Genomic DNA, 11,792 nt, shown 5'->3' on the forward strand with positions numbered 1-11,792 from the left:
AGCTCGTCCATGGTGATGGGGGTCGGGATGATGCCCTTGCCGCCATTGCCGTGAACGCGCTGGGCGAGCGTGCGGTAGTGCTGGGCCTGGACGCTGTCCGGGGCNTATTCCAGCACGGTCATGCGGCGCAGCTCGGCGTGCTGGACGATGTTGTCGCGCGGCACGAAATAGATCAGCTGGGTGCCGAGCTTCTTGGCGAGAGCCTCGGCCAGTTCCAGTTCCTTGTCGGTCTGGCGCTCGTTGCAGACCAGCCCGCCCAGGCGCACGCCGCCGGAATTGGCGTATTTGAGAATGCCCTTGGAGATGTTGTTGGCCGCGTACATGGCCATCATCTCGCCGGACATGACGATGTAGATCTCCTGCGCCTTGTTCTCGCGGATGGGCATGGCGAAGCCGCCGCANACCACGTCGCCGAGCACGTCGTAGGAGACGTAGTCGATGTCCTCGTAGGCGCCGTTCTCCTCCAGGAAATTGATGGAGGTGATGACGCCGCGGCCGGCGCAGCCGACGCCGGGCTCAGGCCCGCCGGACTCGACGCANCGGATGTCGCGGTAGCCGACCTTCATCACCTCTTCCAGCTCCAGGTCCTCGACGCTGCCGGCGGCGGCGGCGAGGGAGAGGATGGTGTCCTGCGCCTTGGCGTGGAGGATGAGGCGGGTGGAGTCGGCCTTGGGGTCGCAGCCGACGATGAGGATGCGGTGCCCCATCTCGGCCAGCGCCGCCAGGGTGTTCTGGGAGGTCGTCGACTTGCCGATGCCTCCCTTGCCGTAAAACGCGATCTGTCTCAGTGACGACATCTCGGAATTCCTTCGAACCGTTGCCAATGACCACCTTGCCGGGGCTAAGGTGTTCCTCGCTCACAAACAGGCTCGCCGGTTACGGGAAGGAGCACATCGCTCGTCGTCGCGTCTGCGTGTGCTCAGCCCTCACTCGCCGTGCAGAATGTCCATCAGCAACGACCGTGCCAGTGGCGCGCGTTCCAGCAAGTGGCTGATTCAATGCTCGTTTCCGGATGTCGCCCGGGATGCGGCGCAATGTCTCGAATCTGACAGAGGCAGCCATGCTGTTCGAAACGAAACACGTTTCCCTCACGTGCCCCGGCCGCGCGCAGGCTTGATCCGCCGCGCCTAGCGACGGCGCCGGCCGGGCGGAACGGAACTTGCTTGAGGCAGGTTCGGGCTGCGGACGGCCAAGGCCCGGAGCTGCAAACGAGGCTGCCATGCAGATTGGTGTCGAGACGTCAAAGGCCGTGGATCAGCGGCGCGTGTTCGTTGTCGATCAGGATGAGATCACCCGTGCCGCATTGCAGTTCATGCTGCATGACGAGATCGAGACGCACGAACTCGCCACCCTCGACGAGGCGTATGAGAAGGGCACCGGTTGGCTGAAGCCGGACGTGCTGCTGCTCGGCGTTTCCTTCCTCGCCCAACAGGGCGCTGCGCTGATCTCCGAGATCAATGCCAAGTTTCCCGGCGTGCGCATCCTCATCGTCTGCGAGAAGGCCGACGAGGCGGTGGCGGTGGACGGCATGAAGGCCGGGGCGCATGGCGCGCTGGTGAAGCCGCTGACGCTGGAGAGTGTGCGCAAGAAGGTGGACACCATCCTCGGGCGCGGCGGGGCGGCGCCGCTCGTCCAGCTCGGCATGATGCGCTAGGCGCCGCGACCTTGGCCAAGATCATCTTCTACGAGAAGCCGGGCTGCGGCACCAATGCCCGGCAGAAGCGCCTGCTGGAGCAGGCCGGCCATCAGGTGGAGGCGCGCAGCCTTCTCGCTGAGCCGTGGACAGCCGAGCGCCTCGCCGGCTTCCTCGGCGACCTGCCGGTACCGGCCTGGTTCAATCCGGCCGCGCCGGGCATCAAGTCGGGCGCGGTGGAGCCGGAGCGGTTCAGCCCCGCCCAGGCGCTCGCTCTGATGCTGGACGAGCCGCTGTTCATCCGCCGTCCTCTGCTGGAGGTGGAGGGCGCGCGCTGTGCCGGCTTCGATGGCGTCCTCGTGGCGAGCCTGCTCGGACCGCGCGACGGCGACCTGCCGGACGCGTGCAGTCGCCCGGCCGCGCAGGGACCGTGTCCGACCCCCGAGGCGGCTCCCGAGCCGTCGGATCCGGTGCGCCCGTGAAGACGAGGCGGACCCGCGAGAGCCCACGCGCGAGGCGCACATGACGTCCGCGTCCGCCAAGCCGGCCGTGACAGGGGATTCCAGCGCGGTGGTGCTGGCCTATCATGCGCGCACCAAGCACACGCTGAAACGCTATGCCGCCGGCCCCGAGACGCTGGACTGGGACCTGCAGCCCAATCCGTTCCGTGAATTCTCAGGCTGCCCTCGCACGCCGCTGGAACCGGCGGCCGAGGGGCTGGCGACGCGCTTCGGCGAGGCGATCATGCCGGGCGGGGTTTCGGCCGCGCCGCTGACTTTGCCGTCCGTCGGCCTGCTGCTGGAACTCTCCCTCGGCCTTGCCGCCTGGAAGGAGCTGGGACCGGACCGCTGGGCGGTGCGCTGCAATCCGTCCAGCGGCAACCTCCATCCCACGGAGGCCTATGTCATCGCCCGCGGTGTGGCGGGGCTCGATGACGGCGTGCATCATTATCTCAGCCGGGACCATGTGCTGGAGCATCGCTGCCTGGGCGCCACCCCAGAAGGCGCGACACCAGGCCTGTGGATCGGCCTCTCCTCCGTCCATTGGCGCGAGGCGTGGAAATATGGCGAGCGGGCCTTCCGCTATTGCCAGCTCGACCTCGGCCATGCGCTCGGCGCGCTGCGCTATGCGGCGGGCGCCATTGGCTGGCGTGTGCGGATGGTGGAAGGGCTCGACAGTGCTGCTCTGGCCGCGCTGATGGGGCTCGACCGCACGGAGGATTTCGCCGGCGTGGAGGCGGAGGAGGCGGATGTCCTGCTCGCCGTCGACACGGGCCCTGGGCGCGCGCCGCCCGCTGCACCGCCCATGCCCGCCGGTCCCTGGACCGGACGGGCCAACCGGCTCGATGCCCACCCCATGTACCGCTGGCCGGTGATCGACGAGGTGAGCGCCGCCACCCGCAGCCTCGGCCTGCCGGCGAACCCGCCCCTTGCCGAGGCGGCGCTCGCGCCGCCGCCGGAGCGCGATGCACGGGCAGCCGATATCCTGTTGGGTCGGCGCAGCGCGCAACGCTTCGATGCGCGCTACCACATGCCGGCCGAGACCTTCTTCGCGCTGGCGGAGGCCCTGCTGCCGCGGGCGTCGGTGCCGTGGGACGTGTGGAACTACAGGCCGCGCCTCCACCCGGTGCTGTTCGTCCACCGCGTGGAGGGGCTCGCCCCCGGCCTCTATGCGCTGCCGCGCCATCCCGCTGCGCTCGGCGACCTTAAGGCGGCGCTGCGGACGGATTTCGCCTGGGCGCCGGTGGCGAACGCCCCGGCGCATCTGCCGCTCCACCGGCTGGTGGAGAGCGACGCGCGGGGCGTCATGCGTACGGTGAGTTGCCACCAGGCCATAGCCGGGGACAGTTGCTTCGCGCTCAGCCTGCTGGCGGAGTTCGCGCCGCGCGTCTCAGCCGATCCCTGGCGCTACCGCCAGCTCCATTGGGAGGCCGGCCTGATCGGCCACGTGCTCTATCTGGAGGCCGAGCGCGCCGGGCTGCGCGGCACCGGCATCGGCTGCTTCTTCGACGATGCCCTGCACGATCTGCTGGGGGTGGAGGGAGACCGCTTCCAGTCGCTCTATCATTTCACCGTCGGCCGTGCGCTCACTGACGCGCGCATCTCGACGCTGCCCGCCTATCCCGGCCGCCGCCCGCCGCCGGGTGCTTCCCCGTCCCTCAGCGAGGATCAGACCCCATGAGACAGCGCGTGCCCTTTCGACGCATTCATCCCGGTGAGGCGGATGTCCTGCTCACCCGCGAAGACCTGCTGATCTTCGATACGCGGGATCCTGATGCCTATGCGCGGGCCCGCATGGCCGGCGCGGTGCGGCTGTCGCAGATCAACCTGTCGGAGGTCATCACCGGGACGCCCAAGCACCGGCCGGTGCTGATCTATTGCTATCATGGCAATGCCAGCCAGGAATATGCCCAGACCTTCTCCGACTTCGGCTTCTGCGATGTCTCCAGCCTCGATGGCGGCTACGAGGGCTGGCGCCTGCGCCATGAAGTGCTGGCGACCCCGCCGCTCGATCCCGACCTGTCCGCCTGGCTTGCGGCCCACGGCTTCCCGCCGGACGATGTGGACGGGGTGATCGCCAATCTCACCACCCCGCTGATGACGGCGGCGCATGTGGGTGACGTGGAGGCGGTGTGCCAGTTGCTGGCGGCCGGCGCAGACATGAACGCGCGCAATGCGGACGGCAATACTGCGCTCTGGCTCGCCTGCGTCGGTCGGCACCTGGAGGTGATCGACCTGCTGGTGGCGGCGGGGACAGACATCGACAACCAGAACGACAATGGCGCCACCGCGCTGATGTACGCCGCATCCGCGGGCCTCGCGGGCGTGGTGGCGCGCCTGCTGGCACGCGGCGCGGATATGCGCGCCCAGACGCTGGATGGGTTCAGCGCGCTGGATCTTGCCGGCACGCTGGAATGCCTTGCCCTGCTGCGGCCCGCCCGCGAGGTGGTGGCCGGCTAGATGCGCGCCATGGCCAGCCCGTCGCCGGGCCGGCCATGGCCGAGGGATGTGTCAGAGCGCGCCGAGGGGGACGCCCTTCTCGCCAAGCATGGCGGTGAGCTCGCCGGTCTGCGCCATCTCGCGGACGATGTCGGCGCCGCCCACGAACTCGCCCTTGATGAACAGCTGCGGGATGGTGGGCCAGTTCGTATAGGCCTTGATGCCTTCGCGGATATCGTAATCGGCGAGCACGTCCACGCTGTGAAAGGGCACCTCGAGACGGCCGAGGATCTGCACCACGGCGCCCGAGAAGCCGCACTGCGGCGCGGCGGGGATGCCTTTCATGAACAGGACCACGTCGTTCTGGGAGATGATGCCGGCGATGCGGTCCGCGGTTGCATTGGACATGAGAAGAACCTCCAGGAATGGGCTGCTGATCAGCGGGTTAGGCGGGAACGAGGGTTTCGAGGGCGAGGGCATGCAGGGCGCCGCCCATGTGGCCCTGCAGGGCGTCGTAGACCATCTTGTGCTGCTGGACGCGGCTCTTGCCGCGGAACTGCTCGGAGGTGACACGGGCGGCGAAATGGTCGCCGTCGCCGGCCAGGTCCACCACCACCACATGTCCCTCGGGAAAGGCGTCCTTGATGAGGCGTTCGATTTCCGATCCGACCATTGCCATCATATTGCTCCGGTGCCACGCGGCCATGGCGGCGGGCGTGCGTCCGGCCGTTCCTTGCAATGTTCAAACCAGTTGTGTGGACGGCGGGGAAGGCGCTGTCGCGCGGGTTTTTCGATCCGGGCCGTGGCCGCGCTGTCGGACTTGCGACAGCGCGGCCACGGGCGCAGGTCGGACAAAGGACACGCCCGGGGCGGGGGCACGGCGCCTGCAGGCTTGATCCGGCCCGTTGCCGCGACGTGCCGCGCGGCCCCGCTCTTGCATCGTGGCGGGCCATGATTGTCGAGCTGTTCCCCGATCCCGATCTGATCAATTTCGGCGCGCTGCCGGAAGAGATCAATTCCCTCCTGCAACAGGGCGTGGCGGCCTATCGCCAGGACCATGTCCGTGCCGATGCTCTGTTCCGCCAGGCGCTGGCGGCGGCCCCGACCCAACTGCCCACCTATTTCTGCCTCTATAAGATCCACACCTACCGGGGCAACCTGGAGGATGCCGAGGCCGCCGCGGAAGGCGGGCTGAAGGAGGCGGCGCGGCAGGCGGGCTGGGATCCGGACTGGCGCGCCTGGCAGCCGGCGGATCCCCTGCCAGAGGGGCCGGGGCGGTTCGCGCTCTATACGCTCAAGGCCTTGGCCTTCATCCATCTGCGGCAGAGCCGGCCGGAGGAGGCCGAGCGCAAGCTTACCGCCTTGCGACGGCTCGATCCAACCGGTGCGGTTGGCTGGATGGTGGTGGCGGCGCTGGCCGAAGGCCTGGGCTGAGCCGCCGGCGGGCGGCGCGGGTGTGAAGGCCGTTCCGACGATCTGGCTCCGACCTTGCATGTCGCCTTCCAGAGACTGAATGGCGCGCCCGGGTCCAGGCGCATGCATCCCGGCGCGCGGAAGCGGCTCGGAGGCACCCGATGGACGCGCAGACCCACATGCCGGCAGGAGGCGGGATCAAGATGACGACCCCTGACCATTGGAGCGAAGCTCCGGAGCGTGCCTATGCCGACACGGCAGGCGAGCCGCCGCACGGTTCATATGAGGCCGATGTCGCCCATGCCCCGGTCGACCCGGGGGCGTCGCTTGCGGCGGCTTCCTCCGCCGGCGGCGTCATGGACGCCGGGAGCCTGATGGAAGAGGTGATCGCCGCCCTGCGCACTGTGCATGATCCGGAAATCCCGGTGAACATCTATGACCTGGGGTTGATCTACAAGATCGACCTTGCCCCCGTGGCGAACGTGGAAATCGACATGACGCTCACGGCTCCGGGCTGCCCGGTGGCGAGCGAGATCGTGACATGGGTGCAGAATGCGGTGAACGCGGTGGCCGGCATCGGCGCGGTGAAGGTAAACCTCGTGTTCGATCCGCCGTGGGACACCAGCCGCATGAGCGACGAGGTGAAGCTGGAACTCGGGCTTCTGTAAGGCTTGATCGCAAGAAAGTACCGGCAGCAGAGCCGACTGGCACTTTGTCTGCATTGCCTGTCGGACCGATCGCTTGAGATGCGGAATGTCTTGCCGCCCGCAAGACAAAGCGAAGCATTGCGAGGATGCCATGATCCAGCTGTCCACTGCCGATGGCCATACGCTTTCGGCCTATCGCGCCGATCCCCCAGGGGCTCCCAAGGGAGCGGTCGTTGTTCTCCAGGAAATGTTCGGTCTAACCGACCATATCCGCAGGACGGCGGATGATTTCGCCGCGCGCGGCTATGTGGCCGTGGCCCCGGCGCTGTTCGACCGGGTACAGCCGGACGTGGAGCTGAGTTATGACGAGGAAGGGTTCGCGCGTGGCGTGAGCTTGATGGAGGAAGTGGGTCGCGAGCGCGCGCTCAACGATATCCAGGCTGCGGTGGACGCGGTGAAGGACGCCGGCAAGGTGGCGATCGTTGGCTTCTCCTGGGGCGGCTATCTCGCCTACGAGGGCGGGAACCAGATCCGCAACGTGGCCTGCACGATCGGCTATTATGCCGCCGGCGTGGTCGCCGGCATGGCGGAGAAGCGACGGGTGCCGACGCTGCTGCACTTCGCCGAGAACGACCCGCTGCTGCCGATGGATTTGGTGGGCGAGTTCCGCCAGCGCCGGCCGGACGTGAGCGCCTTCGCCTATCCGGGCGCTACCCATGGCTTCACCTGCGCCGAGCGCCACACCTACCATGCGGAGGCGACCGGCAAGGCGTTGGACCGCACGCTGTCCTGGATCTCGCAATATGTGGAGGGCCAGTCGCCCGTCCTGCTCAAGAACGCCGGGGCTTATGCCCAGGCCAAGACCGAAAAGAAAAAGTCCAAGAAACCCGAGGCCGACGACCTCGGTCCGCCCATGGATTGAGGGGCCGGGCGGGGCGGCGTTTCGCCGCCCCTCTGTCCTTTCCGAGACCTGGGCCGCTGCCGGCCCGATCCGGCCTTCTCAGGAGGAGATATGAGCGTCATTCCGCATGATTTTGGCGCCGATGCTCTTTGGGCGGCGCGCCGACTGCGCGGGCAGCTCGGCCTCGATGCCCTCCACGAGGCCAATGTCAGAGCTAATCCGCTGCCTTACCTGGAGCGCGCCAGCGAACAGATCTATCAATTGGAGAAGGCGTTGTTCGAAGCTGCGGAAGCGGGCCGCGGCCGGCCGGAAGGTCCGTCTGTCGGGGCGAGCGTCACCATCGATGTCGTCGAGTATGATCGTCTTCTGGCTTGCCGCGCGGCGGTCGAGACGGCGCTGAAGGCATTGGTGACAACCCCGGACGAGGCAGGGGCGGACGCTTGATGATGATCGCTCGACCGCGACGGGCGTGATCGGGATCGATCCGAACTTGCTCAAAATATCCAAAGCCCTAGGCTGCGTTCCCGAAGTGGGGGGCGAAAGTCGAGAGTCGGGGCCAGCTTACGGCTGTTGGTCGCTCGTTTTCGCCAGGATCGAGCGCCGTGCCATGATCAAAATGTTTCCGATTGCGCTTTGCTGTTTTATACTTGTGTCCTGTTCTGAAAAGGTCCCCGACTATGATTATGAGCGGCTTCTGAGCAAGGTTCAGAACGTAAAGGACATCAAGGCGGTCAGCTCGGATTGGATTCGCTTCGCCTGTGGCGAGATCAAGAGACGCGAAGGTGAAAAGCTTGAGGTGGCGCGGAAGTCGGGCTCGTTCTACTCGCCGCCTCCGGCGCAGTCTGTCTGCCTTCAGGTAAGGTGAGATCTTCATCTGGCGGGCTCCGAGCCTGTCGCAATGGTGCCATCGCGACACGGCGCCCTGTTCCCTTCCCGACAGCAGTTCCCGGCGCCCAAGGCTTTCTCGTTCGGCAAGGATCTTGCTCCCCCTGAGCCGAGGCCCGGCGCCGCCGGGCGGAGCGGAAAGGTGCAGGGATGACGGTGGCAGAGGGCTTCTTCGTGGATTGGGACGGCAACGCGCGGGCCACGCAGGATCCCGGCGGCGGCTATCTGTGCGAAGCCGACAGCGTGGCGCGCTACGTGGCCATCACCACGCGCAACGGCACACTGGTGCATGAGGCGACATTCTACAAATCCCTCGCCGACATCGCCAAGGCCGGCATCACGGCGCCGCTGGTGCCGGGCTCCCACCCCTGGGGGTCGCAGCGCGACGGCTTCTGAGGACGCTGCATCCGATCTCGTTCAGCACAGGAGACTGGCGATGCTTCCCACCACCATCCTGATCGACGAAGCCCCGCGCTGCGTGGTGCGGCCCACCGACACCAAGGATCTCAACCGCTTCCTGCGCAACGGCAAGGCCTATCTGCTCGGCGACAAGCCGGGCGGGGTCATCTCCCATCGCACGGCCGAGCCGTCGGAACTGGAGAAATGGTCCAGCGGCCTCGCCCTGCACCGGGCCTGGGGCGGTTCCGAGGATGAGTTCTTCGGTATTCCGCTTTAGGGACGTTCATCGCCCGTGGCCGTCGGGCGGATCGGTTTGCGCATGTGGACGATCACGCCGCCGGCCCACGTCTCCTCGTGGTCGATGGCGTAGCCGGCGCTGGCGTAGAGCCGGATATTTTCGGCGAAGAGGCGGTTGGTGTAGAGCCGCATTTCGCCGAGCCCCCGCACGCGGGCCTGATCCTCCGTGTGGGCGAGCAGGCGGCGACCGAAGCCACGGCCCTGGAAAGCGGGGGAAACCGCGAGATTCTCGATCAGCAAATAGTCGGGTGCCGGGATCATCTCGACGAGCGCGGCGAGGGTGGCGCCCGCGAACAGCAGGTCAATGGCGTGCCGCTCCACCGCCGCGTGATAATCCGCCATCATGGGTCTGGGCTCGCGCCCGACGACGGGCACCCATTTGGCATAGGCCGCGCGGGTCAGGGTGCGGATGGCGTCGGCATCCGCAAGGCAGGCGGGCCTCAGGGATACGTGCTCTTCCTTCATCGTGCCCCCTTCCAGACGGCCCGTTCGGTGTCGGCAGGCCATCCCATGTCCGATGGATGCCTGTCCAGCGTGGGCGGCCGATGTGCTTCAGCCATCCGCGCGCAGGCGGCTCGGCGGGGTGTCATGGAGGCGGCTCCAGGCCCGGCGGAACTGCCGGGTGGAGCCGAAGCCTGCGCGCTCGGCGACGCGCTCCATGTCGAGGGTCGAGCCAGTGAGGAGTTCGCGGGCGAGCGCGATGCGCATGCGGTTCACATAATCCGTGACGGTGAGGCCGGTGTGGGCGTTGAACAGGCGCGAGAGGTTGCGCGGGCTGGCTCCGGCGATGCGGGCCAGCGTCTCCACCGGCCAATCACGCGACGGGTCCGCGGCTACCGCATCCTGCGCCCGGTGAATGGCGGGGTGGATGTGGTTGCGCCCTTCCAGCCAGGGCGACAGTTGCGGGTCGGCGCCGCCGCGCCGGAGATAGACGACGAGATAGCGCGCCACCTCCAGCGCGGTCGCCGGCCCCGCCGCCTCGGCCACGATGTGCAGCATGAGGTCGACCCCCGCGGTGATGCCGGCGCTGGTGAGGCGCTCGCCATCTTCCACATAGAGCCGGTTCTCCAGGATGCGGGCCGCCGGGGCGAGGCGGGCAAGGTCCGCCATGCCGGCGTGGTGGGTGGTGCAGGCGTGCCCGTCCAGCAGCCGGGCGCGGGCGGCGAGCAGGGCGCCGGAGCAGATGGAGACGAGGCGGATGCCCGGCCGCACCGCGCGCCTGAGCCAGTCCACGATGGCGGCTTCGTCCGTCGCATCCGCCGCCCGGTCCGGCGGCGGGCCGAGCGGCTCATCGGCGTTGCCGGATACCACCACCATGGCGTTGTCCGGCAGATGGTCGGGCAAGGGGGCGATACCGGCGAGGGCGATGCCGACGGAGCTGCCGACGGAGGGGGAAGGCCCCACATAGGCGATGGAGAAGTGCACCGCCGCCTGTTCCAGATTGGCCTTGCGCAGCACCTCCATCGGTCCGGCGACGTCGAGCAGCAGCACGCGCGGCGGCACCACCACGAAGACCGGAATGTCGCGCGGGACCGGGGCCGTCATGCGGCGATCTTCTCCGGCCTGCCGGCCAGGGCTTCCGCCACGGTGGCGATGCGGGCGAAGCGGCCGGCGAGCACCAGTTCGGTGCGGGCGCGGATTTCCGCCGGGCTCCACTCCCGGCCCGTGGCGTCGGTCATGGGGAAGGTCAGCGTTGCCGCGGCGACGAAATCCACCGCGTAGCCGAGATCGGAGGCGTGGCGGGTGGTGGTCTCGCAGCACTGCTCGGTGCGGATGCCGGACACGATGATGCGGCGGATGCCGTGCGCCACCAGCCACACGTCGAGCCCGGTACCCACCAGGGCACTGTGCCGGCGCTTGCGAAACACGGCATCGGCGGCGATGCGCAGCGGCTCCAGCACGGTGACGAAGCCGGAGGCCTCAGAGAAGGGGCCGGTGTCCTCCACGTGGAAGACCTGGAGGACGGGGATGCCTGCGGCCTTCGCGCCGTCCACCAGAGCCTGCTGCTGTTCCACGTAAGAGGCGAGATCGTCGGCACGGAAATAGGGCCGGTGGCGGAACGAGGTCTGGGCATCGATCACGATGAGGGCGGTATCGGCTACGGACATTTCGCGGTGCTCCCAATGGCTGACATTGGAGGAGCTTAGGGCCACGGTTTCAAGCCGAAATACCCGTTCCGGACGAAGAGGGGACAGTTTGCGCCATTCGGGCTGGCGGCTCGCGCGGCCTCCGCCCAGCGCCTGACTCAGGGGCGGTGGCCGTGGCCGGTGTCGTGCGGGTTGCCGGCAGTGTTGCGCATCCAGTCGGCCAGCTTGGTCATGGCGTCGTCGATACTCTGCCGGGCCTCCGCGTCAGCCACCGTCTCGGCCAGCGCGCCACGCATGCAATGCATCCAGGCGTCGCGCTCCGCATTGCCGATGGCGAAGCCTAGATGGCGCTGGCGCAGGCGCGGATGCCCCTTCTCCGCCGAATAGAGCTTCGGGCCGCCCAGCCATTCGGTGAGGTAGCGCTTGAGCACGCTCTTGGTGTTGGTGAGGTCCGGCGCATGCATGGTGCGGATGTGCGCGGCCTCCGCCTCGCTGTCCATGCGGCGGTAGAAGGCCTCCACCAGCCGGTCGATGGTCACCGGCCCGCCGATGCGTTCGAAAATGGACACTTGAACGTCTGCCTCGGACATC

At 67.8% G+C, this 11,792-nt stretch carries 18 protein-coding genes; 11 read left to right on the forward strand and 7 right to left on the reverse strand.

The features are described 5' to 3' along the window. On the reverse strand, positions 1-797 hold a 797-nt coding region (gene nifH, locus YU1_RS0120795), incomplete at its 3' end, for a nitrogenase iron protein (protein WP_029005725.1). A gap of 422 nt (positions 798-1,219) precedes the next feature. Between nifH and YU1_RS0120800 the strand changes: the two genes are divergently transcribed. From YU1_RS0120800 to YU1_RS0120815, 4 genes are all read left to right on the forward strand, one after another. After that, on the forward strand, positions 1,220-1,654 hold the full coding sequence (locus tag YU1_RS0120800; protein WP_029005726.1) for a response regulator: 435 nt from the start codon (positions 1,220-1,222) through the stop codon (positions 1,652-1,654). Positions 1,655-1,665: 11 nt separating this feature from the next. Next, positions 1,666-2,115 carry a thioredoxin domain-containing protein gene (locus YU1_RS0120805; RefSeq protein ID WP_029005727.1) on the forward strand — a complete coding sequence of 150 codons (450 nt, stop codon included), beginning with the start codon at positions 1,666-1,668 and terminating at the stop codon, positions 2,113-2,115. Between the two features lie 40 nt (positions 2,116-2,155). After that, positions 2,156-3,814 (forward strand): SagB/ThcOx family dehydrogenase, encoded by a 1,659-nt coding sequence (locus YU1_RS0120810; RefSeq protein WP_029005728.1) that lies wholly within the window; start codon positions 2,156-2,158, stop codon positions 3,812-3,814. A 65-nt stretch (positions 3,815-3,879) separates the two neighbouring features. Next, the gene (locus YU1_RS0120815; protein ID WP_029005729.1) at positions 3,880-4,593 is read left to right on the forward strand and encodes an ankyrin repeat domain-containing protein; all 714 of its coding nucleotides are present in this window, start codon (positions 3,880-3,882) and stop codon (positions 4,591-4,593) included. A gap of 51 nt (positions 4,594-4,644) precedes the next feature. Here YU1_RS0120815 and grxD read toward each other — a convergent pair whose 3' ends face one another. Both grxD and YU1_RS0120825 read right to left on the reverse strand, forming a co-directional pair. Beyond that, positions 4,645-4,980 (reverse strand): Grx4 family monothiol glutaredoxin, encoded by a 336-nt coding sequence (gene grxD, locus YU1_RS0120820; RefSeq protein WP_029005730.1) that lies wholly within the window; start codon positions 4,978-4,980, stop codon positions 4,645-4,647. A gap of 37 nt (positions 4,981-5,017) precedes the next feature. Continuing rightward, positions 5,018-5,251: a BolA/IbaG family iron-sulfur metabolism protein gene (locus tag YU1_RS0120825; RefSeq protein ID WP_029005731.1), complete on the reverse strand. Its 234-nt coding sequence runs from the start codon at positions 5,249-5,251 to the stop codon at positions 5,018-5,020. Positions 5,252-5,523: 272 nt separating this feature from the next. Between YU1_RS0120825 and YU1_RS0120830 the strand changes: the two genes are divergently transcribed. The 7 genes from YU1_RS0120830 to YU1_RS0120855 all read left to right on the forward strand — a co-directional run bounded on the left by YU1_RS0120830 (position 5,524) and on the right by YU1_RS0120855 (position 9,094). Then, the gene (locus YU1_RS0120830) at positions 5,524-6,006 is read left to right on the forward strand and encodes a tetratricopeptide repeat protein (RefSeq protein WP_035716166.1); all 483 of its coding nucleotides are present in this window, start codon (positions 5,524-5,526) and stop codon (positions 6,004-6,006) included. 335 nt (positions 6,007-6,341) lie between these two features. Further along, complete coding sequence (locus tag YU1_RS0120835) at positions 6,342-6,653, forward strand: DUF59 domain-containing protein (protein WP_029005733.1); 312 nt, start codon at positions 6,342-6,344, stop codon at positions 6,651-6,653. A gap of 130 nt (positions 6,654-6,783) precedes the next feature. Beyond that, positions 6,784-7,554, forward strand: coding sequence for a dienelactone hydrolase family protein (locus YU1_RS0120840; protein ID WP_029005734.1), 771 nt, complete (start codon positions 6,784-6,786; stop codon positions 7,552-7,554). Positions 7,555-7,644: 90 nt separating this feature from the next. Beyond that, positions 7,645-7,977 carry a hypothetical protein gene (locus tag YU1_RS0120845; RefSeq protein WP_029005735.1) on the forward strand — a complete coding sequence of 111 codons (333 nt, stop codon included), beginning with the start codon at positions 7,645-7,647 and terminating at the stop codon, positions 7,975-7,977. A 25-nt stretch (positions 7,978-8,002) separates the two neighbouring features. Beyond that, the gene (locus YU1_RS30485) at positions 8,003-8,398 is read left to right on the forward strand and encodes a hypothetical protein (protein ID WP_156922322.1); all 396 of its coding nucleotides are present in this window, start codon (positions 8,003-8,005) and stop codon (positions 8,396-8,398) included. A gap of 170 nt (positions 8,399-8,568) precedes the next feature. After that, a complete protein-coding gene (locus tag YU1_RS0120850) occupies positions 8,569-8,814 on the forward strand; it encodes a hypothetical protein (protein ID WP_035716170.1) in 246 nt (81 codons plus the stop codon). A gap of 40 nt (positions 8,815-8,854) precedes the next feature. Then, on the forward strand, positions 8,855-9,094 hold the full coding sequence (locus YU1_RS0120855) for a hypothetical protein (RefSeq protein ID WP_029005737.1): 240 nt from the start codon (positions 8,855-8,857) through the stop codon (positions 9,092-9,094). On the opposite strand, the gene YU1_RS0120860 is transcribed toward YU1_RS0120855, so the two are convergent. The 4 genes from YU1_RS0120860 to YU1_RS0120875 form a co-directional block, all read right to left on the reverse strand. Next, the gene (locus tag YU1_RS0120860; RefSeq protein WP_245263395.1) at positions 9,091-9,621 is read right to left on the reverse strand and encodes a GNAT family N-acetyltransferase; all 531 of its coding nucleotides are present in this window, start codon (positions 9,619-9,621) and stop codon (positions 9,091-9,093) included. The two genes, YU1_RS0120855 and YU1_RS0120860, sit on opposite strands and share 4 nt — an antisense overlap. Before the next feature lie 45 nt (positions 9,622-9,666). Next, positions 9,667-10,659, reverse strand: coding sequence for a GlxA family transcriptional regulator (locus tag YU1_RS0120865; RefSeq protein WP_029005739.1), 993 nt, complete (start codon positions 10,657-10,659; stop codon positions 9,667-9,669). After that, complete coding sequence (locus tag YU1_RS0120870; RefSeq protein WP_029005740.1) at positions 10,656-11,222, reverse strand: isochorismatase family protein; 567 nt, start codon at positions 11,220-11,222, stop codon at positions 10,656-10,658. Before YU1_RS0120870 ends, YU1_RS0120865 begins: the two co-directional genes overlap by 4 nt. Before the next feature lie 137 nt (positions 11,223-11,359). After that, entirely contained in the window at positions 11,360-11,791 is a 432-nt protein-coding gene (locus YU1_RS0120875) for a group II truncated hemoglobin (protein WP_029005741.1), read from the reverse strand. Between the last annotated feature and the right edge of the window lies 1 nt (position 11,792).

The organism is Azorhizobium doebereinerae UFLA1-100 (assembly GCF_000473085.1).
Classification (GTDB): Bacteria; Pseudomonadota; Alphaproteobacteria; order Rhizobiales; family Xanthobacteraceae; genus Azorhizobium; species Azorhizobium doebereinerae.